At 60.6% G+C, this 24,796-nt stretch carries 19 protein-coding genes; 1 reads left to right on the top strand and 18 read right to left on the bottom strand.

The genetic code is table 11. The features are described 5' to 3' along the window. Nucleotides 1–112: 112 nt before the first annotated feature. Nucleotides 113–1,210, bottom strand: a complete 1,098-nt coding sequence (locus AC1ROR_RS15410) for a TRAP transporter substrate-binding protein (protein ID WP_035221021.1) — start codon at nt 1,208–1,210, stop codon at nt 113–115. 305 nt (nt 1,211–1,515) lie between these two features. Here AC1ROR_RS15410 and AC1ROR_RS15405 point away from each other — a divergent pair, with 305 nt between their 5' ends. Then, a complete protein-coding gene (locus AC1ROR_RS15405) occupies nt 1,516–2,271 on the top strand; it encodes a gamma-glutamyl-gamma-aminobutyrate hydrolase family protein (protein WP_498589929.1) in 756 nt (251 codons plus the stop codon). A gap of 94 nt (nt 2,272–2,365) precedes the next feature. Here AC1ROR_RS15405 and AC1ROR_RS15400 read toward each other — a convergent pair whose 3' ends face one another. The 17 genes from AC1ROR_RS15400 to nikE all read right to left on the bottom strand — a co-directional run bounded on the left by AC1ROR_RS15400 (nt 2,366) and on the right by nikE (nt 24,796). Further along, nucleotides 2,366–3,397, bottom strand: coding sequence for an ABC transporter permease (locus AC1ROR_RS15400; protein ID WP_035221026.1), 1,032 nt, complete (start codon nt 3,395–3,397; stop codon nt 2,366–2,368). Between the two features lie 33 nt (nt 3,398–3,430). After that, complete coding sequence (locus tag AC1ROR_RS15395) at nt 3,431–4,972, bottom strand: sugar ABC transporter ATP-binding protein (RefSeq protein WP_142170605.1); 1,542 nt, start codon at nt 4,970–4,972, stop codon at nt 3,431–3,433. A gap of 237 nt (nt 4,973–5,209) precedes the next feature. Continuing rightward, the gene (locus AC1ROR_RS15390) at nt 5,210–6,139 is read right to left on the bottom strand and encodes a sugar ABC transporter substrate-binding protein (RefSeq protein WP_035221030.1); all 930 of its coding nucleotides are present in this window, start codon (nt 6,137–6,139) and stop codon (nt 5,210–5,212) included. Nucleotides 6,140–6,496: 357 nt separating this feature from the next. Then, complete coding sequence (locus AC1ROR_RS15385; protein ID WP_498589928.1) at nt 6,497–7,939, bottom strand: M20 family metallopeptidase; 1,443 nt, start codon at nt 7,937–7,939, stop codon at nt 6,497–6,499. A gap of 128 nt (nt 7,940–8,067) precedes the next feature. Continuing rightward, nucleotides 8,068–9,612, bottom strand: coding sequence for an ABC transporter substrate-binding protein (locus AC1ROR_RS15380; protein ID WP_498589927.1), 1,545 nt, complete (start codon nt 9,610–9,612; stop codon nt 8,068–8,070). A gap of 36 nt (nt 9,613–9,648) precedes the next feature. Next, nucleotides 9,649–10,485 carry a serine hydrolase gene (locus AC1ROR_RS15375; RefSeq protein WP_498589926.1) on the bottom strand — a complete coding sequence of 279 codons (837 nt, stop codon included), beginning with the start codon at nt 10,483–10,485 and terminating at the stop codon, nt 9,649–9,651. Between the two features lie 13 nt (nt 10,486–10,498). Then, nucleotides 10,499–12,133: an ABC transporter ATP-binding protein gene (locus AC1ROR_RS15370; RefSeq protein WP_498589925.1), complete on the bottom strand. Its 1,635-nt coding sequence runs from the start codon at nt 12,131–12,133 to the stop codon at nt 10,499–10,501. Next, nucleotides 12,130–12,948: an ABC transporter permease gene (locus AC1ROR_RS15365; RefSeq protein WP_498589924.1), complete on the bottom strand. Its 819-nt coding sequence runs from the start codon at nt 12,946–12,948 to the stop codon at nt 12,130–12,132. Before AC1ROR_RS15365 ends, AC1ROR_RS15370 begins: the two co-directional genes overlap by 4 nt. After that, on the bottom strand, nt 12,945–13,889 hold the full coding sequence (locus tag AC1ROR_RS15360; RefSeq protein ID WP_003524593.1) for an ABC transporter permease: 945 nt from the start codon (nt 13,887–13,889) through the stop codon (nt 12,945–12,947). Before AC1ROR_RS15360 ends, AC1ROR_RS15365 begins: the two co-directional genes overlap by 4 nt. A gap of 180 nt (nt 13,890–14,069) precedes the next feature. Further along, complete coding sequence (locus AC1ROR_RS15355) at nt 14,070–14,975, bottom strand: LysR family transcriptional regulator (RefSeq protein ID WP_498589923.1); 906 nt, start codon at nt 14,973–14,975, stop codon at nt 14,070–14,072. 117 nt (nt 14,976–15,092) lie between these two features. After that, on the bottom strand, nt 15,093–16,037 hold the full coding sequence (locus tag AC1ROR_RS15350; protein WP_498589922.1) for an isoaspartyl peptidase/L-asparaginase family protein: 945 nt from the start codon (nt 16,035–16,037) through the stop codon (nt 15,093–15,095). Nucleotides 16,038–16,081: 44 nt separating this feature from the next. Further along, nucleotides 16,082–17,620 (bottom strand): hydantoinase/oxoprolinase N-terminal domain-containing protein, encoded by a 1,539-nt coding sequence (locus tag AC1ROR_RS15345; RefSeq protein WP_498589921.1) that lies wholly within the window; start codon nt 17,618–17,620, stop codon nt 16,082–16,084. After that, entirely contained in the window at nt 17,617–18,693 is a 1,077-nt protein-coding gene (locus AC1ROR_RS15340) for an S-methyl thiohydantoin desulfurase family protein (RefSeq protein WP_498589920.1), read from the bottom strand. The genes AC1ROR_RS15345 and AC1ROR_RS15340 overlap by 4 nt, the downstream gene beginning before the upstream one ends. Nucleotides 18,694–18,810: 117 nt before the next feature. After that, nucleotides 18,811–20,406: an ABC transporter substrate-binding protein gene (locus AC1ROR_RS15335; protein WP_498589919.1), complete on the bottom strand. Its 1,596-nt coding sequence runs from the start codon at nt 20,404–20,406 to the stop codon at nt 18,811–18,813. A 43-nt stretch (nt 20,407–20,449) separates the two neighbouring features. Next, the gene (locus tag AC1ROR_RS15330; RefSeq protein ID WP_059753279.1) at nt 20,450–21,583 is read right to left on the bottom strand and encodes an S-methyl thiohydantoin desulfurase family protein; all 1,134 of its coding nucleotides are present in this window, start codon (nt 21,581–21,583) and stop codon (nt 20,450–20,452) included. Beyond that, on the bottom strand, nt 21,576–23,132 hold the full coding sequence (locus AC1ROR_RS15325) for a hydantoinase/oxoprolinase N-terminal domain-containing protein (RefSeq protein WP_498589918.1): 1,557 nt from the start codon (nt 23,130–23,132) through the stop codon (nt 21,576–21,578). Before AC1ROR_RS15325 ends, AC1ROR_RS15330 begins: the two co-directional genes overlap by 8 nt. Before the next feature lie 17 nt (nt 23,133–23,149). Beyond that, nucleotides 23,150–24,796 (bottom strand): nickel ABC transporter ATP-binding protein NikE, encoded by a 1,647-nt coding sequence (gene nikE / locus AC1ROR_RS15320; protein WP_498589917.1) that lies wholly within the window; start codon nt 24,794–24,796, stop codon nt 23,150–23,152.

Genomic DNA, 24,796 nt, shown 5'->3' with positions numbered 1-24,796 from the left:
TCAGATCGTAAATCACCCTTTCTTGTCTGGCGCGTGAAGGCTTGAACGCACAACAAAAACCCCGGAGACCGAAATCCCCGGGGTCTTTGCTCGGTCCGCCGTCACCGAATAATCAGAGCTTGCCGTTGCGCTGCTGGATCATCATGAAAGTGTCGAAAGTGTATTCCGCCAGCTGCATCCAGAGATACCCCTCGCGCTTGAAGGCAACCTGATCCTCGTAGATCTTTTTGAAGTCCGGGTTGGTGGCCGAGATATTGGCATAGACTTCCAGCGCCGCCTTGTAGCAGGCTTCGAGGATTTCCTGGCTGAACGGCCGCAATACGGCACCTTCAGAAACCAGCTGCTTGATGGCAATCGGGTTCTTGGCGTCGTATTTCGCCATCATGCTGGTATTGGCGAAAGCGCATGCATCCTGCAGTGCCGTCTGATAGTTCTTCGGCAGGCTGTTCCACTTGTCCAGATTGACGAAGGAATGGATGACGGGGCCACCCTCCCAGAAGGCGGGATAGTAATAATACTTCGCCACCTTCTGGAAACCGAGCTTGTGATCGTCATAGGGGCCAACCCATTCGGCGGCATCGATGGTGCCTTTTTCCAGCGCGGGATAGATGTCGCCGCCGGCGATCTGCTGCGGCACGACGCCGAGCTTTTCCACCACCTTGCCGGCCAGACCGGCAATGCGCATCTTCACGCCCTTGAAATCGTCGACCGTGTTGATTTCCTTACGGAACCAGCCACCCATCTGCGCGCCGGTATTACCCGAGATCATGCCGTAGAGATTGTGCTTGGCATAGAACTCGTTGAGCAGCTTGTTGCCATTGCCCTCATAGAACCAGGAATTGGTCAGGCGGGCATTGAGGCCGAAGGGTATCGCCGTGCCGATGGCGAAGGTCGGGTCTTTGCCGACATAATAATAGGAGCAGGTGTGGCACATTTCCACCGTGCCCGATGATACGGCGTCAGCCGCCTGCAGGCCGGGCACGATTTCGCCGGCGGCAAAGGGCTGAATGGTGAAATTGCCATCGGTAGCGGCCGCAACGTGCTTGGCAATATCTTCGGCGCCGCCATAGATCGTGTCCAGCGATTTCGGAAACGACGATGTCAGGCGCCAGTTGATCTTGGTATTCTGCTGTGCAATGGCGGGCGCGGCCAAGGCTGCCGTAGCAGCTCCCGCCAGCGCACCTTTTTTCATAAAGGAACGGCGATCCATCTATATCCTCCCAGATATGAACGCTGCCCGCAGCTTTGAATTCCCCTCTTTGCTGTTCAGGCATCGCAGCAAAGTAAGCACGGTTACCGCCCGGCTGACAAGCACCCGCCCCAAGAATTAATCGCGCGAAAACCGGCCTTTTGAGGAATTTTCCGGCCGTCTCCTCCGTATTTTATTTGCAACTGAAATATCACAATGCAGCCTTATACTTTAGGCGCATATATTGCCGACAGAACGCAAAAGGCGTGCTTGACTTGCCCCGCCGGCAGTCGCACAAATTTTTGGAGATTCGCCCCGGAGCCACCATGCCAAAACCGATTATCGCCGTTCCCGCCGACATCCGGCATTTCACCGGAGCCGACTGGCACGCCGCGCAGAACCAGTATCTTTCCGCCGCACTGAAGGTGGCGGGCGTCATGTCCTTCATCGTTCCGGCCTTTGAGGAAGGCAATGAGGTGGACGCCATTCTTGACCGGGTCGACGGCCTGCTCGTTTCCGGCTCGGCCACCAATGTACACCCTTCCCTCTACGGAAAAGAGGCACGGGAAAGCGACGGCCCCTTCGATCCGGCCCGTGATGCCACCAGCCTGCCGCTGATCCGCCGCGCGCTGGAACGCGGCATTCCGATGCTTGCCATCTGCCGCGGCATCCAGGAGCTGAACGTGGCGCTGGGTGGCACGCTTGCTTCCGAAATTCAGGAACAACCCGGCATCTGGGACCACCGCAAGCCCGAACATGACGACCGCGACGTGGCCTTCGCCATCCGCCAGCCGGTGCATGTGCGCGAGGGCTCCTGCATTGCAAAGCATCTCGGCATGTCAGGCGAAATCCAGATCAATTCGCTGCATCGGCAGGCGATCGCTGAAACTGCACCACGCCTGCAGGTGGAGGCGACGGCGGCGGACGGCACCATCGAGGCCGTCTCCGTCATTGACGCCAAGGGTTTCGCCGTCGGCGTGCAATGGCATCCGGAATATTGGGCCGAGACGGACGCACCGTCACGCGCTTTGTTCGAGGCTTTCGGCAAGGCCGTTCACGAGTATCGCAACAGCAAGGCCTGAAACCCTCGCCTTCAGATGCAAGCCGGATCCTATCGCCAGGGCATAAAAAAGGGGCAAGCCTGAAAGCTTGCCCCAAGTCCGGGAGGAGGAGTGTTTAACGCTTTGCGCGTTTCTTCTGGCGGTAAACGTCGGCGACAACAGCAGCCACGATGATGAGGCCTTTGACGATCTCCTGGTAATAGGCGTCAACCCTGAGGAATGTGAAACCGGACGTCATGACGCCGAGGATGATGGTGCCTATCACCGTTCCCGTGATGCGGCCGGCACCGCCAGCCAGCGAGGTGCCGCCGATAACGGCTGCGGCGATGGCGTCGAGTTCATACATCACGCCCATGCCGGCCTGCGCCGTCTGCGCGCGGGCAGCGGTGACGACACCGGCAAGACCCGCCAGCATGCCGGCAATGGCATAGACCTTGATAAGATGCGCCTCGATATTGATACCGGAAACACGCGCCGCCTGCTGGTTGGCGCCGATGGCATAGGTGAACTTGCCGTAACGCGTATAGCGCAACGCCACATGGAAGATGACGGCGACGACGAGGAACACCACGACCGGCCAGATGCCCGTGCCGATGAAGTTGAAACCATCGGTGAGCCCCGAAATCGGCTGACCCTTCGTGTACCATTTGGAAAGGCCGCGCGCCGTCACCATCATGCCGAGCGTTGCGATGAAGGGCGGAATTTTGGTGCGGGCGATAAGCTGCCCGTTGATGAAGCCGGCCAAAGCCCCGGCCAATATGCCGACGGCCAGCGGTATGAAGAACGGCAGATCGGTGAGACCCGGATAGAGGGCGCGCGGCCATGTCGAGGATTGCGCCACACTTGCGGACAACATCGCCGTCAGGCCGACGACCGAACCGGAAGACAGATCGATGCCGCCGGTGATGATGACCTGCGTGACGCCGACAGCGATGATGCCGATCACCGACACCTGCAGGATCATGATCGTGAGGCGCTGCTGGTTCATCAGAAAGCTCTGGCCGATGAAAATCCAGCCGAGCAGCTCATAAACCAGCGCGATGCCGATCAGGATGAAAAATATATTGGCTTCCGGCGGAATGCGCCTGTGCGGCTTACGTCCGGATTTTGCATCCAACTCTGCGTTGGCGGCGGCGTTCGTATTCATTACGTGTTCCTCCTCGAGAAATCCCGGCGCGCCTCACCGCGATGCGAGATCCATCACTTTCACCTGTGTGGCTTCACTTCTGTCAAGGAAGCCCGTCACCCGACCTTCATGCATGACCATGATGCGGTCACTCATTCCCAAAACCTCCGGCATTTCGGAGGAAATCATGATGACGGCGACGCCCTGACGCGCCATCTCGCCAACCAGCTTGTGAATTTCAGCCTTCGCCCCGACATCAATGCCGCGCGTCGGTTCATCCAGAATGAGAATGCGCGGTTTTGTCAGCATCCAGCGGCCGATCAGCACCTTCTGCTGGTTACCGCCCGACAGATTCTCAATACGCTCGTATAGATGCGGCGTCTTGACCCTCAGCTTGCGGCACATTTCCTCGCAGGCATCCGAAAGCGCGTTTTCCTGTACAAAGCCATTGGCGACATATTTGTCCTGCAAGACCGCGATCTGCATGTTCTCCAGAATGTTGAGGATCAGCAGACATCCGGTATCCTTGCGGTCCTCCGTCAAAAACGCCATGCGATGACGGATGGCCTCTGTCGGGCTGGCGATGGAAACCGCCTTGCCGTCGATTGCAACCGTGCCCGAGGATGCGGGCGTTACACCAAACACCGTTTCGGCGACATTGGAGCGGCCCGAGCCGACGAGGCCCGCCACGCCGAGAATTTCACCGGCGCGCACCTCGAAGGAAACGTCACGGAACACGCCGTCAAGCGTCAGATTGTTGACCGACAACACCACGTCGCCAATCGGAACCTCTTCCTTCGGAAACATCTGCGTGATTTCGCGGCCCACCATCATGCGGATGATGTCGTCACGCGTCACATCCGTAGACGCATGTGTTCCGATATATTTGCCGTCGCGGAAGACGGAAAACTCGTCGGCGATCTCGAACAGCTCGTTCATCTTGTGGGTGATGTAGACGATGCCGATACCGCGTTCCCTGAGATCCCGGATGATGCGGAAAAGATGCTCGACCTCACGCTCCGTCAGCGCCGATGTCGGCTCGTCCATGATCAGAACATCGGAATCGTAAGACACCGCCTTGGCGATCTCAACCATCTGACGGCTCGCCACCGAAAGCTCGCCGACGCGCGTTTCCGGATCGAGATCGATGCCGAGCCTTTCCAGCAGCGCCTGGGTGCGGCGATACATTTCGCCGTGATCGATGAAGCCGAGCCGGTTTTTCGGCTCGCGGCGTATCCAGATGTTTTCCGCCACCGTCATATAGGCCATCAGGTTGAGTTCCTGATGGATCATCGCAATACCGTTCTCGAGCGCGTCGAGCGGCGAATCGAGGCGTATCGCAGCACCTTTCAGGCGAATTTCGCCGACATCCGGCTGATAGATACCGGCAAGGATCTTCATCAGCGTCGATTTGCCGGCGCCATTCTCGCCCATCAGCGCATGCACGGTGCCGCGCTTGAGATGGAACGAAACATCATCCAGCGCGACGACGCCGGGAAATTCCTTGCGTATGCCATCTGCCGCGAGAAGAAATTCTGCATTCGGCACGGCGCCGCTGGCGCGCACGGCGGCCATTGTCGATGGACTGACGACCATCTCACCCTCCACAATAGACAAAAATAACCGGAAAAATGGCTCTGCCCAACGGCGTCCGTCTTCCGGGGAGGCTTACAGCGCCGTATCGCTCACGACACAAAGGCGCTGTAACACTTTGAATTCACTGAAATTCTATAGCTTTTCCCGTTCCGGGGCCCGGCGCTCCGGGAGCCGTCCATATCCGGCATTTGCTTCCGAGACTGATTTAAACGGTTGCAAATGCCGGAACGGGTTTCGTCAGTTCTTGGCCACGTAGTCCTTGACGTTTTCCGGTGTGACGAGCTGGAAGGGAATGTAAACCTTCTTCTCCACCTTGTCGCCCTTGACGAGCTTCAGCGCCGCGTCGAGAGCGCCCTTGCCCTGGCCTGCGGCATCCTGGAACACCGTCACGTCGAGATCGCCCGCCTGCATGGCGGCAAGCGCATCCTGAGTGGCATCCACACCGGCAACGACATATTCCTTCATGTCCTTGCCTGCGGCCTTCAGGGCCTGGATGGCGCCGATCGCCATTTCATCGTTGTTGGCGATGACCGCGTTGAACTCGATACCGCTGGACAGCCAGTTGGTGACGAGGTCGGCACCCTGCGTGCGCTGCCAGTTTGCCGTCTGTTCTTCAACCACGGAAATGCCCTTGCATTCATCGGTCTTCAGAACATCGTGAACGGCCTGCGTGCGCATGCGCGCGCCCTGATTGGACAATTCGCCCATCATGACCACGGCCTTGCCCTTGCCACCGAGAAGGCGGCAAACTTCCTTGGTTTCCAGCGTGCCGGCAACGGTTTCTTCCGATGCTACGAAAGCCTGGCCATCCGGCAGGCTGTCCACGTTCACCGGCTGACGGTTAACGTAAACCAGCGGGATTTTCGCGTCGGCGGCAAGCTTCGACATGGCTGCCGTCGCATCCGTGTCAACCGGGTTGACAATGATCGCATCCACCTTGGAGGCGATGAAGTTCTGGATCTGGCTCTGCTGCTTGGCAACGTCGTTCTGCGCATCCTCGACCTGCAGGGTGACGCCTTTCTGTTCCTTGGCATAATCCTGCATGCCGTTGCGCAGCACGGTCAGGAAGTTGTCGTCGAACAGGGCCATCGAAACACCGACGGTCTCGGCATGTGCCGCCGTGCCCAAAAGCACAGACATGGCCGCACTGATGATAAGCTTCTTCATTCTTTTCTCCTCCGTGGTGTCCGGCGCCACCTCTCCCAGCCGGAAACGAGCCCAAAAGCCCGCCGCTACCTCCTCACATTCAGAAAACGGAATAATGAAACCGATTTTCTGTTGTTCGATATATTTATTCCATTTTTGGTCTGAACGTCAATGCTTTCTTCGCAGCCCGTCAGCGAAGCGGCACACAAGGCGGTGATGAACGGAAATTATGGGAGGACGTGCCGGCGCGCTCCCGCTTCGGCGGAAGCGGAAACGGCTCACGCGAAAGCTGAAGACTTACCCCCAGGTCATCGGGCAGCCTTCAGCAAAGTGTCTTCGGAGGTAGTCGGGGATGGGCGAGAAAGCTGGCGGGGCGCGTTACGGGTGCGAACCGGGCATCACATCGGCCGGGATTGGGCAGACATAGTCGCTGCCTTCCGTTTTTTCCCGCCACTCTTTTTTAGCGCTGGCAAGCAAATCAGGCGAGGTCATCAGCGCAAGACCCGTCGATGCGAGCGTCTTGGCTGCATGCGCCATGGCCTTATGGGCGGCAGGGCTCTTGCCCTGCGCCACCACCTGCCATGTATGCGGATTGGTGCCGATCGCCCAGGCGGGCGTCCAGCATTGTGCCGTCGGCGTGATCCAGCTGACGTCGCCGACATCGGTAGAGCCGGCCCGGAAATGCGACTCGCCCTCGAAATCGCGCAGGCCCAGATGCAGGGGCATCGATCCGTCGACCTTCCTGTTGGAGAAGACATCGCCCTTTATCTGGTAGAGCCGGATGCTGCTTTTGATCGCCTCGTCGGTGAAAGTATCCTGAATGCTCTTTGCGAAAGCGATATCCGCTTCGTCGAAGGCGATGGGGCCGAGCGTCACCATGTTTTCATGCATCGCCGTTTCCAGCGTGATGTTGGGCAGAAGGTTGGTGGAGGCGGTATCGAAGACGATCTCCACTTCGGTTTCGGTCATCATGGCAGCACCACGCGCGACCTTGTCCACCCGCGCCGCGAGATCGAGCGCCTGGCGCATTTCCGGTGCGCGGATCAGGTAAAGCACTTCCGCCTTCGCTTGCACGACATTGGCCGCCTTGCCGCCGGTATCGGTAATCGCATAATGCACCCGGCAATCCTGCGGCATGTGTTCGCGCAGAAAATTGACGCCGACATTCATCAGTTCCACGGCGTCCAGCGCCGAACGGCCGAGATGGGCAGCGTTGGAGGCGTGGGAAGCCACGCCTTTGAAACGGTAGAAATATTCCAGCACGGCGAGATTGTTGGTGGAACGCACGCCATTGAAGGGAGCCGGATGCCAGGTCAGTGCCGCATCGACATCATCAAACAGGCCGGCGCGCACCATGAAGGTCTTGCCGGAACCGCCCTCCTCACCGGGGCAACCGTAATAACGCACGGTGCCGGGCAGATTATTGGCCTTCAGATGCCGCGTCAGTGCAATGGCCGCCATCAGCGACCCGACGCCGAGCAGGTTGTGGCCGCAGCCGTGGCCCGTAGCACCCGCTTCACGCGGCTGCACCTGCGCCACATCGGCCACCTGGCTCATGCCGGCCAGCGCGTCGAATTCACCGAGGAAGGCAATGACCGGCTTGCCGCTGCCGAATTCACCGATGAAGGCCGTCTCCATGCCTGCCACGCCGCGTCGGACCGCAAAGCCGTTTTCTTCAAGCGCCTTTGCCAGAACTCCGGCGGATTGCCGCTCCTCGAACTTAAGTTCGGCAAAATCCCAGATACTGTCGCTCAGAGTGGTAAAATCGGGCTTCATCATCTCGATTTCGGCGGCAATCGACATCACGGCGTCACGGTTCATGGTTCGTCCTCGCATTCTCGCCCTTTTCGGGCGCACGCAAGCGCTTCGGCGGAGGGGACCACCAAACCCTTACGCTTTATGATGAAAAGACCCGCGCCGGATTTTGCTGCCGACGCGGGCATATTGGATCAGTTGTCGACCGAGACTTCCCAGAGGCGGGCGTTCGACTGCCAGACCGGCTGGCCCTTCAGCTTCTTCGTCGCGCCCCAGACATCGACCATGTCGTAGAGGAAGATGCCCGGCATTTCCTTCAGCATCAGTTCGTGGAACTCGTCGAAAATCTTCTGGCGTTTCGTCTGGTCGGCCTCGACATATGCCGCCTTCATCAGTTCGATCGCTTTCGGATCGTCCCACATCAAGGAGGCGTTCTTGTCCTTGTTACCGACATAGAAGGCATACATCAGCGCCGGGTCGAGACGCGGGGCGACCGACTGTGAGATCACCTGATAATTGCCGGAGCGACGGCGGTCGACCTGCGTGGCGTAATCCAGCACCTCGATCTGCACATTGAGACCCGCCTGCTGCATCATGGCCTGCGCCATGACGGCGGCCGGGAAGCTCGGCACGTTGCCACGCTTGTTGGCGATGATGGAGATCGGCTCGCCCTTGTAACCGGCGGCCTCCAGTTCCTTCTTCGCCGCCTCGATGTCATAGGCCGGACGCTTTTTCTGGGTCTCGTCGAAATAGACCGAGTCCTGCGAGACCATCGAGCCGTTGGCTTCACCCGTGCCGTTGGATGCGGCGGCGACCAGTTCATCGAGATCGAGCGCCATCGCCATGGCGCGGCGCACGCCGGGGTTGCTCAGCACCTTGTCGCGGGTCTGGATGTAGAACAGGTTCTTGCCGTTGTTGCGGGCGACGATGAGCTGCATCTTCTCATTGGTCTTGAACTCCGGAATGAGATCGGGAGAAATCTCGGCCGTATCGAGCACGCCGGATTCAAGACCTGCCTTCACCGTCGAAGCATCGGGAATGACCATGAATTTGATGCCATCGGCGAGCGGCCGCTTGGAGCCGACCATGCCGTCAGGCTTGCCATCATTTGCCGGCGAAACATAATCGGCAAATTTAGCGAGACGGATATATTCGCCTTTCTTCCACTCATCCCACTGGAACGGCCCGGTGCCGATGGGCTTGGCGAAGCTGCCATCGGCAGCAACCGATTCCGGCGAGATCATGCCGGTATAACCGCATTCAGGCCGCGACATGAGGCCGAGGAAAACGGCAGAGGGTTTTTCAAGGGTGATCTCAACCGTGGAGGCATCCGTGGCCTTGACGCCAGTGAGGTGAGCTGCTCCGCCCTCGGCGAAATCGTTGAGGCACGCCCACTTCGTTTCCGGCTTCAGATAGCGCGTCCAGTTCCAGACGACATCCTCTGCGGTGAGCGGCTTGCCATTGTGGAATTTCACGTCCTTACGCAGCTTGAACGTATAGGTCAGGCCGTCAGCCGCAACCTCGACGCTTTCGGCCAGAAGCGGCTTCACCTCTCCGGCATTGTTATAACCGACAAGGCCTTCCACGATGTGCAGGATAACCCCGTCCGTATTGCCGTCGCGGTTCACGCCGGGATTGCTGCTGCGCAGATCCGAGCTTTGCGCAATGGTGATGTCGCGGGCCGCCGCGATGTTGGCCGTTACCAGCAGGGCAACGCCTGCGAGAAGAAGTTTTTTCACTGTTCTACCCTCTTTGTTGTCGTTGATATTGATTGATTAAAACCCGTCCCAGCAGGCCTGTGCCAGCCGGCCGATCGTTTCGAGCGCGATGGTGTATCCCGGCGTACCATCAGGCATGGTTTGCGGCACCTCATCGGTATAGGTGGTGATGATGAAGGACGGCGCGCCGTTTCTGTAGACGATGCCGGCATCCATGCGCCCGCGCTTGCCGCGCCCACTCTTGCTGGCCACCAGGGCCTCGAAAGGCAAGCGCGAGCGGATTCCATAACGCAAAATCTGGTTCTTCAGCGTCTGCATGGCCCATTCGCACAATTGCGGGCTGCAACCGAGCTTTGCCTGCGCCTCGGGCGACGATTGGGCATCCAGAATTGTCTGCAGCAGCAGTACCTGATCCGCCGCGGAGGTGGTCGTAACTGTCTTCAACGGATGGTCGGCCGCCAGCGCCAGCGGCGGGATGAGGAAACGGTGATGGGTATTGGCCATGCCGAGCGATTTGCAATAGCCGTCCACCTCTTCCAGCGTCAGCCGTTCCAGCACCATCTTGGTGCAGACATTGTCGCTCAGCACCATCATGCCGGCAACGGCATCGCGTAGTGAGATGACGATGCCCGGCGTCATATAACGGAACATGCCGCTCGCAACCTCTTCCGCCAGCCGTTTTTCATAGGTCACGGGCTGGTCGAGATCGATCCGCCCTTCGCTGGCGGCCTTGAGCACGGCCATCATGATCGACGTCTTGCGGGTGCTGCCCGATGGCGTCTCCTCGTTTTCTCCGCGCCCGATCTCTTCGCCGGTCAGGAGATTGCGCACCATGAAGCGCGTCACGAAAGGCTGTGCATCGCAGATCGTATTCAGTTGGGCAGCCACGGTCATAGTCATCTTCCTGTTAAACTTCATCTTCCAGACGCCATTTCAGTGTCACGCCGCCCTTTTCATTCTGGTCGAGGGCGGGAATGGCCGAGAGCAGCCGGCGCGTATAGGCCTCCCTCGGACTGTCGAAAATCGTGTCGCGGTCACCCTCTTCGATGATGCGGCCGTCCTGCATGACGACGACACGGTCGGCCACCTGCTCCACCACGCCGAGATCGTGGCTGATGAACAGGCATGAAAAACCGTAACGTTTCTGCAGATCGGAAAAGAGATCGAGCACCTGCGCCCGCACCGTCACGTCGAGCGCCGAGACCGGTTCGTCGGCGATCAGGAACCGCGGGCGGCGGGCAATGGCGCGGGCAATCGCCACGCGCTGGCGCTGGCCGCCGGAAAGCTCATGCGGATAGCGGGCGGCAAAGTCAGCGCCGAGCCCCACTTCCTCCAGCGTTTCCAGCGCCCGCTTGCGCTTGGCGGCCTGATCGAGGTCAGGCACGAGCCGCAATGCCTCTTCCACCAGCGCCTGAATGGTCATGCGCGGATCAAGCGAGGAATAGGGATCCTGGAACACCATCTGGCAGTTGAGGCGATAATCCTTCCAGTCCTCGTTGCGCTCGCGGCCCTGAAAGCGGATATGCCCTTCGCTTTCCTGCACAAGCCCGGCAATGGTGCGACCAAGCGTCGTCTTGCCGGAACCGGAACCGCCGACGAGCGCCACGACCTCGCCCTCATGAATATCGATGCTGACGCCATGCAGCGCCCGCTTCGGTTTGGCCTTCTTCAGCAGGGATTTGCGGCCGGCATAATCGACAACGATATCGCGGGCCGAAACCATCGGCGCCTTAGATGTATCGATGCTGCGCGGCTCGCCGCGAAACGGAAGGGAGGAAAGCAGCTTCTTGGTATAGGGGTGCTGCGGCGCGTCCAGCAGGTCCTCGGTGCGGCCCTGTTCGACGATCGTGCCTTTTTCCATCACCACAATGCGGCTGGTATAACGCGCCACCATCGGCAAATCGTGACTGATGAGGAGAACAGCGGTGCCTTCCGCCCGCGTCAGCTCCACCATCAGTTCCATGACATCGCGCTGGATGACCGCGTCAAGCGCCGTCGTCGGCTCATCGGCGATCAGCAAAGCGGGTTTCAGCAGCATGACCGACGCCAGCATGATGCGTTGGCGCATGCCGCCGGAAAACTCGTGCGGATAGGCCGTCAGCGCACCTTCGGGATCGCGGATGCCCACCCGCCGCAGCATGTCCAAAATTTTCTCGCGGCGCTCTTCGGGCGACAATTTCGTGTGAAGGATCAGCCCCTCTTCCAGCTGCCTGCCAATCGTCATCGATGGGTTCAGGGAGGTCATCGGCTCCTGAAACACCACGCCAATCTCCGCGCCGCGCAGACGCCGAAGCTCCTTCATCGGCAGGGACATGACATCCTGCCCCTTGTAGATGATCGACCCGCCGGTGACGGCGATGGCCGGTGGCAGAAGCGAGATGAGCGCGCGGGTGGCGAGCGTCTTTCCCGAGCCACTTTCGCCGACGATGCCGAAGATTTCGCCCGCGGCAATATCGAAGGAGACATCCTTGACCACCCGATGGCCGGTTCTGGCGACTTCGAGCGAAAGGCCGCGAACGGTGAGAAGTGTATTAACAGTCATTTGAGACCTCTCATGCGCGGGTCAAGCCTGTCGCGAAGGGCATCGCCCAGAAGATTGATGCCGAGCAACGTCAGTGCGATGCAGAGACCGGGGAAAAGCCCGAGCCAAACGGCCTGCTGGATGAAGGGACGGCCGGCGGCCAGCATGTTGCCCCAGGTGGGCGCCGGCGGCGGCACGCCGAGGCCGAGAAAGGAGAGCGCGCTTTCCGACAGGATGGCCCAGCCGAACATGGAGGTGGCAAGAACCGTGATCGGCGCAATGCAATTGGGCAGGATGTGGCGGAACATGGTGTAGATCTCGCCATTGCCCATCACCAGCGACGCCTCGATGAATTCCCGCTCACGCAGGGAAAGCACCGCGCCACGCACCACACGCGCCATGGATGGCGTATAGGCGATGCCGAGCGCGAAGATGATGCCATACTGGTTCGCGCCGAAAACCGCGAGCAGGCCGAGCGCTAGCAGAATGCCCGGAAAGGCCAAGAGCCCATTGTTGATGGCCATGATGACGCCATCCACCCAGCCGCGCGCATAACCGCTGACAAGACCGATCAGCGTGCCGCAGATCGTCGCGAAGCTGACCGTCAGGAAGCCGATCCAGACACTGGCGCGCGCGCCGACCATAAGACGGCTCAAAACATCGCGCCCGAATTCGTCGGTGCCGAGAAGATGGCTGGCGCTTGGACCGGCCAGACGCGAGGCGAAGCCGAGCTTCATCGGATCATAGGGGGTCCAGAACAGACCCGTTGCGGCGGTGATGAGCAGGAGGGCGATGAGAAAGCCGCCGATAAGCCCGTTAAGTGTGAACTTTTTCATTCGGCAACCACACGCGGATCGAAGAGGGGATAAAGAAGGTCGACGAACAGGTTGACCAGCACATAGGACAGCGAGACGAACAGCAGGCAGCCCTGTATGACCGGATAGTCGCGGGCAAAAATACTGTCGACCATCAGCCGTCCGAGGCCGGGAATGGTGAACACCGTCTCGATGACGGCGATACCGCCGAGGAGATTGCCGAGGATGAGGCCGATCATCGTCCATGTCGGACCAAACGCGTTCTTGAAGGCGTGCCGCCAGAGAACGGCGCTTTCCGAAAGGCCCTTGGCGCGGGCATGGGTAATGTAATCCAGCCGCAGCACTTCCAGTGTCGAGGCGCGCGCCATGCGGATCAGAACGCCCATTTCGTGGATCACCAGCGTCATGACGGGCAAGACGAGATAAAGCATGCCACCAACAAGATTATCGCTGATCGACACATATCCCAGCACCGGCAGCCAGCCGAGCTTGAGGCCGAAAAACAGCAGAAGCAGAAGACCCAGCCAGAATGTCGGGATGGACAGAAGCAGGGTTGCCGTTCCAACCAGCGCAAGATCGGTCAGGCTGTTCTGTTTCCAGGCGGCGATCACACCGGCCGGAACCGCAATCAGGCTGGCGAGCAGCACGGCGACCACGACGATCTCGGCGCTGACGAGAAAGCGCGAGACCACCAGCGGCAGCACCGCTTCGTCATTGACGATGGAGCGGCCGAAATCCCCCTGCACAACGTTGCCGGCCCAGATGAGGAACTGTTGCGGCATGGACTTGTCAAGGCCGAGTTCGGTCCTCATCGCCTCGATCTGTTCGGGTTGCGCCATGTCGCCCAGCATCAGGGCAGCTGGATCACCCGGAATGAAGCGGATGAGCGCAAAGACCGTGATCGACACGAATGCGATCGTCGGCAGCGCCATCAAAAGACGGCTCAGTATGAATCTTATCATCGGTTCCCCACGATTGATGGCCGGGAATGATATCCCGCCTCTATCGGTTTCGTTGCTGGTGACTATGACGGATTGATAAATAAGTCGCAATATTATGCATAAACGTCATATATCTATGCAGAATGATGGCGCGTTTCATCCTGACACGGACAATGAGGACTTCCGCGAAAAATCCTGTTTTCAGTCGGTTTTCTGCGAAAACTGGATTTGCTGTTTCAAGGCGTCGCTGAGCGCCTGCGCGGCGATGGACAGCGGGGCGCCAGAGGCGCGGGCAAGACCGAATTCCTGCGTTGACTGCGGGATGAAAGGCCGGGCGACGACGGGAAGGTGCCGGTAAAGATTCGCATAAAAACTGCTGATGATCGTGACCCCCAGCCCATGTGCAACATAGGCGCAGGCGGAACTGTTGGTGTGGGTCTCGATCTTCACCATCGGCTTGACGCCGGCCTTCTTGAACACCTGATCGAGCGCCATGCGGTTCGGCCGCTGCCGGCCGATCAGGATGAGCGGAATATTGCGCAGGTCCTTGACGGTAATTTCATCAAGCTTGGCCAAGGGATGATCCTCCCGCACCACACAGACGCTCTTGCCGGTAGCAACGCGTTCGACATCGATGCCCGGCCCGATCTCGCCTTCCATCCGCAGGAAACCGAGATCGATCACCCGCTCGCCGACGAGCTTGTTGATGGCGATCGTCGTTTCGAAAAAAGTCTCGATGCGAACACCCGGGAAATCCCTGACATAGTCGATCAGCATGGCGGGCGCGAAATTTTCCCACATGCTGCTCGGCAGGCCGATGCGGACAATTTCCGGACCGGCCGCGCCATTGCGCAAATCCTCGGCGTGGCCGGACATGCGATCGACCGCAAGCAGCACGTTTTCCGCATCCCGCGCGAGCAGCACCGCCTCCGGCGTCGGGATCAGCCGCCCCTTGTCGCGGGCAAACAGCGTCAGCGACAAATCCGCCTCTAGCTGAGCCAGAAGCCGGCTGATACCGGACTGGCTGAGCCCCATGGCCTTCGCGGTGGCGATGGTCGAGCCGGTGGAAAGAAGCGTGCGCAGGACTTCGAGCTGCTTGATGTTCATGAGGCCAGCACCATGGGTGAAGAGACGAGCCGGTTTCGGTTCAGACGTTTTGCCGCCGATAGACCTTGATGTCACCGGTTTTTTTTAACGCCGCCACTTAGCCGGCACGGTCGCCGGTTACAATTCCACCTCATAGACCGTGTCATGGGTGGCCACACGCGCCTCTCCCGAGGGCGTCACCCAGCCGCGAAACATGCCTGATGTATTATAGGGCGCGGATATGCCGCCTTCAGCATCAATTGCGACGAGGCCCGCGCCGATATCGTAAGGCGCCAGATCCTTGTGGACCAGATCGCCGGCGGCGGTCTCCAGATCCTGCCCGAGATAGGCGACGCGAGACGCGATCTCGTGGCCAACGACATAACGGATGAAAAACTCGCCCTTGCCGGTACCGGAGACCGCACAGGCCCCATCACGCGCATAGGTGCCGGCCCCGATCACCGGGCTGTCGCCCACCCGGCCATCCGGCTTGTTGGTATAGCCGCCGGTCGAAGTGGCCGCCGCGAGATGCCCCGAAGCGTCAAGCGCCACAGCACCGACGGTTCCGTGCTTTTCGTTTTCCGTCGCTTCCGTACCGGCGGAGGCATGGCGCTTCATCGCCGCCAGAGCCTCAAGGCGCTTTTGGGTGGTGAAATAGGATTGAGGCTCGGTGGCGAGCCCCTTTTCCTTTGCGAAACGGTCGGCCGCCTCCCCCGTCAGATAGACGGCACGCTCATCCGCCATCAGCGCACGAGCTGCCTTTACCGGGTTGCGGATGGCGCGGGAGGCGCTGATCGCACCTGCCGCCAGCGTTTCACCATCCATGATCGAGGCATCGAGTTCATGAATGCCGTTTTCGTTGAGCGCCGCCCCGTGGCCAGCATTGAAATGCGGGCTATCCTCCATGACGACGACCGCCGCCTCAACCGCTTCAAGCGCCGTTCCGCCAGCCTTCAGCACGCCATAACCGGCACGCAGGGCCGCCGCCAGATCGTTGCGCGCAGCAGCCCACTCCCCGGCCGTCATGCTGTTTTCCGGCATCACGCCGCAACCACCGTGAATGGCCAGTGCGATCTTCGTCATGTGCTCACTCCCTCGTCACCCCACTCCCGCAGGGCCTCTTACCATCAATGAAAGGCGATATCGCCGATGACCCTTACACGCACTCTGCGAGCGCCGCCCGGCAGATAGGCGATCGGGATATCCTCGACCTCAAGCGTCTTGAGGCTCGCCCGCTCCGCGCCAGACGCGACCGCAGCGTTCTGCGCCTCGGTCTCGGCTTTCGCAAGGGCTTCGTCCCGGCTCAGGCCGGAAAACACCTGATCGACCTCGCCGGAAACCTGCGCCATCGCCGCCCCCAGTGCATTGGCAACGCCGGCATTTTCGACGCGCAGCACTTCCGATGCACCCGGAACCGTCTCGGGAATCAGGAATGCCCCGCCGCCGACAGCAACCAGCGGCACGTCTTCGGCAGACGTCTTCATCTGGTCGAAACTATCGGCCACCATGTCGCGGATGCGTTGAAGCGAGGCCTGCACGAAGGCCGGATCGAGGTCTTTCACACGGTCGCGGTCACCCATCTCGATCAGGCCGGCGGCAACGGCGATATCCGATGTCGTCAGCGTCTTACCGCCGAAAACGCGGGCTTCCGTCAGAATGCGATAACCGACAGAGCGCGGACCGATCTTGCCCGTCTCAGGGTCGACGATGGTGCCACCGCCGAGCGCAATCGGCAGAAGATCGGGCATACGGAAGAGCGTGCGCACCCCGCCAATATGAACGATATTGTTCGCCTCGCGCGGAAAACCGCCGACAAGGCAGCCGATATCGGAGGTGGTGCCGCCGACATCCACCACCATGGCATCGGAAAGCCCGGTGAGGAAAGCAGCGCCGCGCATCGAGTTTGTCGGGCCGGAGGCGAAGCTGTGCACGGGGTTTGCGGCGGCGACATCCGCGAGCGCCACGGTGCCGTCATTCTGGGTCAGATAGAACGGCGCTTTTACGCCCGCTTCGCGCAGTGCATCCGAAAATGCCTGAACCGTGGTCTTGCCCAGTGTTTGCAGCGCTGCGTTCAGAAGAGCTACATTTTCCCGCTCCAGCAGCCCGATGCGACCAAGCGTATGGGAAAGCGTGATGCGTGCATCAGGGATCACCGAACGGACGATTTCCGCCGCCCGCACCTCGCACTCCGTCGTCAGCGGTGAGAAGGTCGCGGAAATGGCGATGGAGGTGATGCCAGCATCGCGAATTTTCATCGCCGCTTCGCGGATTTCATCGGGAACCATGGGCACTAGCGGACTGCCGTCATATTCATGGCCGCCATGCACCATGAAGATCAGCGGATCGACCGCATCGCGCAGATCCGCCGGCCAGTCGCACATGGGCGGTAGCGAAGAGCCGGTCGGCAGCGCGATGCGGATGGCAGCAACCCGCTCCAGCCGTGCGCGCTCCACCACGGCATTGGTAAAGTGGGTGGTGCCGATCATCACCGCATCAATCGGCCGGTCTGCCGCGCCGACATGGCTCGCCACATGGGCAAGCGCCGCCTTGACGCCGGACAGGACATCCTGCGTGGTCGGAACCTTGATGGAAGCGACAATGGTGTCTCCATCGATCAGAACGGCATCCGTATTGGTGCCGCCAACGTCAATACCGATGCGTTTCATGGGAATACCGATCTGAAGTCAATGTCATAACCGAAGGCGCGCGGGCCGACGGCGGCGATACCGGCAGGTGTCGTCAAAAGCTCCGGCGCCGGCAGGGCGACAACCGTGACGCGCTGGCCGTAGCGCACCGACTCCGTGCCGATGGCGCCACCGGAAACAGTATCGAGAAGGCAGAGCAGGTCCGGCGTCATGGCGACGGGCTGGCCATCACGGAAAGCGACCGCCCATTCGTTCTGGAAGGCCAGCTCCATGCGCGAACCCCGGTCGGCATCGGTGCCTTCAATGGTCGTGCTGCCGCGCAGGAAACCACCGGTAGTCTCACGCGCCACATCCACCACCTTGCCGCGGAACAGCTGCTTTCCGCCCTCGTGGTCGAGAACCGCCTGAACCGGATCGTCATGGCGCGCACGTGCTGCCATCACCGCGCGCCCGAGTTCGGTCGCCTTGGTGACGGTGTAATGAATGCCCCATTCCTTGACTTCCTTGCCTGTGCGGGGCGCCTTGCAGGTGGCGGCGGTAGAGCCGACTTCGGTGCAGACCCTGCGCGAGATGCGCTCCATCCATTTCCAGGAGGCAGCGCGCGTTACGATCACCTCATTGTCGCGCACATCGACGAGCGACAGCGGGAACATCGGCAGGTTGCCGATGGCGAAGGATGTCATCTGCGCTTCAGGATAGGCGCGTCCCATGGCGTCGGCATTAACGACCGGCCGGTCGAGCACGGCGGCGGCGAGGAAGGAAGAAAGAGCATTCGAGCCGCCGATTTCCACGCTCATGATCGCCCGAAACGGCTTGCCAAGATAATCCTCCATCACCTCGACGGCGCGGGCGAGATGCACGGGATCCCCCAACCGCTCCTGACCGACAAGCGGCGCACCCATCTTGGAGACGACGGCAACCATATCGTTATCGGCAAGCGCCATGGGATCCATGACCTTTACCCGCCTGCCCTCGGCATAAAGACGGCTTAGGTTGAGCGTCGATATATAGGGGTTGCCGCCACCGCCGGTTCCCAGAATCCAGGCGCCGGTGGCCAGAGGTTCGATATCGTCTTCGGAAAATTCCTGGATCATGCGTCATCCTCGGGCATGCCGCAGCCTTTCCGGCCGCAGGCGATGCTCCTTCCCTTTGAAGTTCCAAGTCTGGCCAACCCCGCCTTTGTGGCGGGGCCGGTTTTCATGAGGCGGAGATCACTCCGCCTTGCAGTCCCAATGGAAGTTGGAGAAGTTCAGGTCCCAGCTCTGCATGGGAATGAACTCGTAACCCTGAAGGCACTTGTTCGCCGCATAACGGCGGTTCGGCGCAACGGCCCAGACGTCAGGCTGAAGATCGGCGATCTTCGTCTGCAGTTCCTTGTAGGTGGCGTTCTGCTCGTTGACATCTGTGGTGGCGCGGACCTTGTCGATCAGCCCGTCGATCTCGGCATTCTGCAGCCATTCCATCGACATCCAGGTGCCGGATGCCTTGGAGTGATACTGGTTGTAGAACATCGAATCCGGCGACGGATAGGTCGGCGAGATGTTCACCTGCGTCGATGCCGGCGTGGTTTCGGGCTTGGAGGACAGCTCGACGATGCGGTTCCACGGCTCCGGCTTGATGTCGAGCGTGATGCCGATCTGTTCGAGGCTGGATTGCAGAAGCAGCGCCACTTCGGCCTCGAAGGCCAGCGACGCGACATAGCTGTTGACCAGCGTGATCTTCTGGCCGGCATATTTCGACTTCGCCAACTCTTCCTTGGCTTTTTCCAGATCGTAGACGCCCGGCTGGATATCGCCGTTATGCGCATCCTTGAATGCATCGGAAAGTGGTCCGCGCATGTCGAAGCCCGGATAGATCACTTCCTGGATCGTCTTGTAATCCGTCGCATAGGCGATGGCGCGGCGCACATGAACGTCGTCGGTCGGATAGACCTTGGTATTGAGCTTGATGACGAAACCACCGGCGGTGCGGGTCTGGATCAGCTTGTAACCCTTCATGCGGCCGATGGATTCATAGGTGTCGTTGCCAAGCCCGTGCGAGGAAAGGCCGAGTTCGCCCTTTTCCGCCAGCGCCTTGACGGTGGCGTCGTCGCTGGTCTGCACGAAGCGCACTTCGTCAATCGGCTTGCCCTTGGTCCAGCCGAGGAAATAATCGGCATTACGGGCAATGACCATATCGGCGGAACGGTTGTAGCTGACGAGCTTGTAGGGTCCGGAACCGGCGGAATGTTCGCCGACATAGGCCTCGCCCCATTTGTCTTCGGGCTTGGCATTGGCTTCGATCAGCGTCTTGTTCATCGCCATCATCAGCGGCGTCGCCGCCATGAAGGGCGAGAACTGGCGCTCGATCTTCATGACCAGCGTGGCATCGTCAGGCGCGGTAACGTTTTCGGGCTTCAGGACACCGACGATGAGGTTAGACGGGCCCTTGTTGATGCCGAGCAGGCGCTGGATCGACCAGGCAAGATCGGCAGCCTTCACCGCCGTGCCATCCTGGAACTTCGCATCGTCGCGCAGGTGGAAGGTGTAGGTCAGGCCGTCCTTGGAAATCTCCCAGGATTTCGCCAGATGCGGCACGATTTCGCCCTTGGCGTTCACTGTGGTCAGGCCGTCATACATGTTCACGATGGCCATGTAGCCGGTATAATCGGTCACCTTCGCCGGGTCGAGCGAGCTGAATATCTGCATGGTGTTGACCGCGACTGACACCTTGTCTTCCGCAAGGGCTGCGGAAGAAACAAGCGGCAACGCAAGCGCTGTACCGAGCGCCAGCGCGGCGAGACGGGAAGAAAGTACAGGCATTTTCATTATCGTTCTCCTCTTTATTGCGGAGCATTGGCCCCGCTTATGGTTAGGCAGCCTTGCTGACCGGAACGGGCAGCGGTGAGAAAGGAATGTCCGGGTAACCGAAGGCTGCCGGCCCGACGACCTCAAGCGCGCGGGCACTGCGCAGCAGGTCGTGGCAGGGGATGGCGATGACGGCCACACGCTGGCCGTAGCGCAGCACTTCGGTGGTGATCGGATAACCCGTATCGACATCGAGCAGGACGATCAGATCGGGCACCGTCACTTCCACCTTGCCGTCACGGGAAAACAGCAGGAATTCGTTCTGGATGGCGACGCCCGCCGTCTGGCCGGCGCAATCGTCGAAGCCGGAGAGCGTGAGATCGCCGACCGCGAAACCGCCGCGGAGGTGGCGCTTCAGATCGGTGATCTTGCCGTTGAAGATGCGCTTTCCGCCTTCCAGTGCACACACCGCGGCAATCGGGTCTTCCTGCTGCTTGCGGGCGCGGATCACCGCCTCACCGATGGCGATCGCCTTGGTGTAGGTTTTCGGAATGCCGTATTGGTGCACGTAATGCGCCTGCATCGGCGCGGTCGCCAGCATCGCGCCGCCGCCCTGCGAAACGACGCAGGCGCGCGCCATGCGCTCGTGCCAGACTTCGGAAACGGCATGGCTGAAAATGACCGCATTGCCGTGCAGATCGCACATCACCGACGGTGTGGAACTATGACCATAGATGGAGAAGGTGGTCATCTGCATTTCCGGGAATGCCCGGCCCATGCCGTCGCAATCGAGGATCGGCAGGCCGCCCAGCGCCGCAGTGACCAGCGGGTTCATGGAATTGGAACCGCCGATTTCCTCGCAGACGATGGCGTCGACCGGGGTCCGGATCAGCTCTTCCATCGCCCGCAGGCAGCGCAGGCCTTCGCGGCCTTCGCGAATGCGCTCAACACCGACGACAGGCGCGCCGATGCCGCCGATCGACATGCAGAGCGCGTCCGGCTCGATGGCGTCGGTTGCGAGGATCTTCATCTCGTAACCGGCCTTCATGGCCTCCAGCGCCAGCAGCTTGCCGAGATAGGGATTGCCGCCGCCGCCCGTGCCAAGAATGCCGGCGCCGATTTCCAGCGCGTCGAGATCTTCACGGGTCAGCGTCCGCAATGCCGCTTCGTCATATTTCAGCTTGCGTGTCTCAGCCATGATTGGCTCCCATTTCTCCAACAACTTTCACATGAATGCGGGTGGCATTGCCGGGCAGGTAGGCAAGCGGCATGTCCTCGCGCTCGATGACTTCCAGCGTCGCGGCAATCGCACCGGCGGCAATCGCCTTTTCGCGCGCCTCCGCTTCTGCCTCGGCCAGCGCGCTCTCGCGCGTGCGTCCGTCCACCAGCGAGAAGACCCGGTCGGTCTCACCGCTGATCTGCGCAATCGCCGCGCCGACGGCATTGGCCACGGCGAAATTCTCAGGCCGGATGACTTCGAGGTCACCGATACGATCCGGCATCAGGATGGAACCGCCGCCGACGGCAATCACCGGCACCGGCGACGACGAGATGCGGCTGCGCTCCACGCAGGCTTCGAGCATGTCATTGATCTTGTCGACCGCCGCATCCACGAGCTTTTTGTCGAGGCTGGAAACCAGCGCCTTCTCGCCCACATCGGCCTTGCCGGAGGCAACCGCGATATCGGTCGCCGTCAGGGTCGAGCCACCGAAGCAGAGCGCCTCGCGGCGAACACGGTAACCGACGGATTTCGGCCCGACGGTCAGGCCGTGGTCACCATTGACCACCAGCGAACCGCCGCCGAGACCGATGGAGAAGACGTCCGGCATGCGGAAATTGGTGCGCACCCCGCCAATATCCACCGTGGTCGAGGCCTGACGCGGGAAGCCGTGCGACAGCGAGCCGACATCGGAGGTGGTGCCGCCGACATCCACCACCACGGCATCCTTGAGGCCGGTGAGGAAGGCTGCACCGCGCATGGAATTCGTCGGGCCTGAAGCGAAGGTGAGCACGGGGAAGCCGCGCACGACGTCGGCCGCCATCAGCGTGCCGTCGTTCTGGGTAATATAAAACGGGCAGGTAATGCCCGCAGCCTTCAGCGCCTCGCCGAAAGCTGCAACGGTGCGGTCGGCAAGCGACAGCAGGCTGGCATTCATGATTGCAGCACTTTCACGCGCAAGCAGACCGTGACGGCCAATATCCTTGGACATGACCACCGGCAGGCCGGGGCAGCGTTCCTGTAAGATCTCTTTCGCCCGCAGCTCCATCGCTTCGTTGATGCCGCTGAAAACGCAGGTGACGGCAGCAGCCTTCAGACCCTTGGCGCGGATATCGGCGGCGATGCGGACGATCTCGTCCTCATCGAGCGGCGAAATTTCGCGGCCGTCGAATTCGTAACCGCCGCGCACCTGATAACCGTGGTTGCCGACGATTTCCCTGAGATCATCCGGCCAGTCGACCATGGGCGGCAGGCCGGCACCGGAAGGCAGGCCGAGACGGATGGCGGCCACCTCGTCCATATGCCGGCGCTCGATCACCGCATTGGTAAAATGCGTGGTGCCGATCATCACGGCGCCGATGCGCGCCCTGTCTATGCCCGACGCCTCGATGACCTTTTCAAGGGCTTCGATGACACCGGACGTCACATCCTCTGTCGTGGAGGCCTTCACCCCCGCCAGAACGGTTTTATCCTGCAACACAACGGCATCGGTATTCGTGCCGCCGACGTCAATTCCAACGCGATACACGTCAGGCTCCTCTTTCATCAATCGGTCGTTTTTACGAGGAAGCGCATGCGCTCTTCCTCGGTCACGGTGGGTTTGAGACGTTCTTCCTCGTCGGTGACGACGGGGATGGCCGCGATCAGGGCGCGGGTATAGGGATGCGTCGGCTCGGCGAAGACCGCCGACGTCACGCCTTCCTCGACAATCTCGCCGCGCAGCATGATGGCGATGCGCGAACAGAAATTGCGCATCAGCGACAGGTCGTGCGAGATCATCAGATAGGTGAGGCCAAGCTCCTCGCGCAGTTGCAGCAGAAGGTCGATCACCGTCTTCTGCACGGAGACATCAAGTGCTGCCGTCGGCTCATCAAGGATGAGGATTTTCGGTTCTGCCGCCAGCGCCCGGGCAATCGCCACACGCTGCTTCTGGCCGCCAGAAAGCTCGTGCGGATATTTGCCGAGATAGGATTGCGGCAACCGCACCAGCCCCATCAGTTCTTGCATCCGGTTTTCCCGCGCCTGCCCATCCATGCCGATGGATTTCAGCGGCAGTGCCAGCGTCTGTTTCACCGTGCGCTTCGGATTGAGCGAAGTACCGGGATTTTGATAGACGATCTGCGTCAGCCGCTTGCCGCGCTCAGGCGCCGGGGCGTCAATGACAAGATTGCCGGAGGTGGGACGCGAGAGGCCCATGATCATGCGCGCAACCGAGGTCTTGCCGGAGCCAGACTCACCCGCCAGGCCAAAAACCTCGCCCTGCTTCAGCGTCAGGTTCACGTCGCGCACGGCATGGTAACCATTGCGCCTGCCGTAAATCTTGTTCAGGCCTTCGATGGTGATGATCGGCTGCCGCGTGCTTTGCGTAAGGTCGGTGACGCGCGGGCCATAAAGCGGCGGCACGGCATCCAGGAGTGAGCGCGTATAATCCTTGGCAGGGCTATGCAGGATTTGCGTGCATGGACCGGTCTCGACGATATCGCCGTGATGCATGACCACGACCCTGTCCGCCACCTTGCGCACGACGCCGAGATTGTGGGTGATCATCAGCAGCGCCATATTTTCTTCGGCAACAAGCTGGTTGATGAGGTTGAGGATTTCATCCTGCGTCGTCACATCGAGCGCCGTGCCCGGCTCATCGGCGATCAGGAGCTTCGGCTGGTGCAGCAGCGCAAGCCCGATCAGCACACGCTGGCGCATGCCGCCCGAAAGCTCGGACGGATAAGCGTTCATGACCCGCTCGGTATCGGCGAGCTGCACGCGGCGTAAAACGGCTGCGATGCGGTTGCGACGCTCCGCCTTGGACGAATTGACGCCGTCGCGCTTGTCGGCAAAACGCATGACATCATCGAGATGCGTGCCGATCTTGAAGACCGGATTGAAGGACGAGAGCGGGTCCTGCATGATCAGCGAAAACGCCGTGCCCTTCAGGGCCTCGCGCTCCCTGCGCGGCATGGACAGCACATCCCGGCCATCGATGACAATCGCACCTGATGTGATCGCGGCATTCTTCGGCAAAGTGCCGATGATCGCCTTGGCGGTGACGGATTTTCCCGAACCGGTTTCGCCGATCAGCGCCACGCGCTCGCCGGCGGCAACCGTGAAGGCGACATCGCGCAGCACCTGCCGGGTGCGGCCGTAATTGGTGAAGGTGACGTTGAGGTTTTCGACCTTGAGAAGCGGTTCAGTCAT

This window comes from Agrobacterium sp. GW821-FHT14E08, from assembly GCF_058803865.1.
Note: the sequence above shows the minus strand (reverse complement) of the source record. Positions and strands in the feature narration are given on the sequence as shown.

Excerpts from the sequence above, each read along its gene's own strand:
- AC1ROR_RS15410 (WP_035221021.1), bottom strand. The coding sequence starts at position 1,210 with ATGGATCGCCGTTCCTTTATGAAAAAAGGTGCGCTGGCGGGAGCTGCT.
- AC1ROR_RS15405 (WP_498589929.1), top strand. The coding sequence starts at position 1,516 with ATGCCAAAACCGATTATCGCCGTTCCCGCCGACATCCGGCATTTCACC.
- nikE (WP_498589917.1), bottom strand. The coding sequence starts at position 24,796 with ATGACTGAACCGCTTCTCAAGGTCGAAAACCTCAACGTCACCTTCACC.
- AC1ROR_RS15350 (WP_498589922.1), bottom strand. The coding sequence starts at position 16,037 with ATGACGAAGATCGCACTGGCCATTCACGGTGGTTGCGGCGTGATGCCG.
- AC1ROR_RS15330 (WP_059753279.1), bottom strand. The coding sequence starts at position 21,583 with ATGGCTGAGACACGCAAGCTGAAATATGACGAAGCGGCATTGCGGACG.
- AC1ROR_RS15335 (WP_498589919.1), bottom strand. The coding sequence starts at position 20,406 with ATGAAAATGCCTGTACTTTCTTCCCGTCTCGCCGCGCTGGCGCTCGGT.
- AC1ROR_RS15385 (WP_498589928.1), bottom strand. The coding sequence starts at position 7,939 with ATGAACCGTGACGCCGTGATGTCGATTGCCGCCGAAATCGAGATGATG.
- AC1ROR_RS15390 (WP_035221030.1), bottom strand. The coding sequence starts at position 6,139 with ATGAAGAAGCTTATCATCAGTGCGGCCATGTCTGTGCTTTTGGGCACG.
- AC1ROR_RS15340 (WP_498589920.1), bottom strand. The coding sequence starts at position 18,693 with ATGATCCAGGAATTTTCCGAAGACGATATCGAACCTCTGGCCACCGGC.
- AC1ROR_RS15375 (WP_498589926.1), bottom strand. The coding sequence starts at position 10,485 with ATGACCGTGGCTGCCCAACTGAATACGATCTGCGATGCACAGCCTTTC.
- AC1ROR_RS15400 (WP_035221026.1), bottom strand. The coding sequence starts at position 3,397 with ATGAATACGAACGCCGCCGCCAACGCAGAGTTGGATGCAAAATCCGGA.
- AC1ROR_RS15360 (WP_003524593.1), bottom strand. The coding sequence starts at position 13,889 with ATGATAAGATTCATACTGAGCCGTCTTTTGATGGCGCTGCCGACGATC.
- AC1ROR_RS15345 (WP_498589921.1), bottom strand. The coding sequence starts at position 17,620 with ATGAAACGCATCGGTATTGACGTTGGCGGCACCAATACGGATGCCGTT.
- AC1ROR_RS15395 (WP_142170605.1), bottom strand. The coding sequence starts at position 4,972 with ATGGTCGTCAGTCCATCGACAATGGCCGCCGTGCGCGCCAGCGGCGCC.
- AC1ROR_RS15365 (WP_498589924.1), bottom strand. The coding sequence starts at position 12,948 with ATGAAAAAGTTCACACTTAACGGGCTTATCGGCGGCTTTCTCATCGCC.
- AC1ROR_RS15355 (WP_498589923.1), bottom strand. The coding sequence starts at position 14,975 with ATGAACATCAAGCAGCTCGAAGTCCTGCGCACGCTTCTTTCCACCGGC.
- AC1ROR_RS15370 (WP_498589925.1), bottom strand. The coding sequence starts at position 12,133 with ATGACTGTTAATACACTTCTCACCGTTCGCGGCCTTTCGCTCGAAGTC.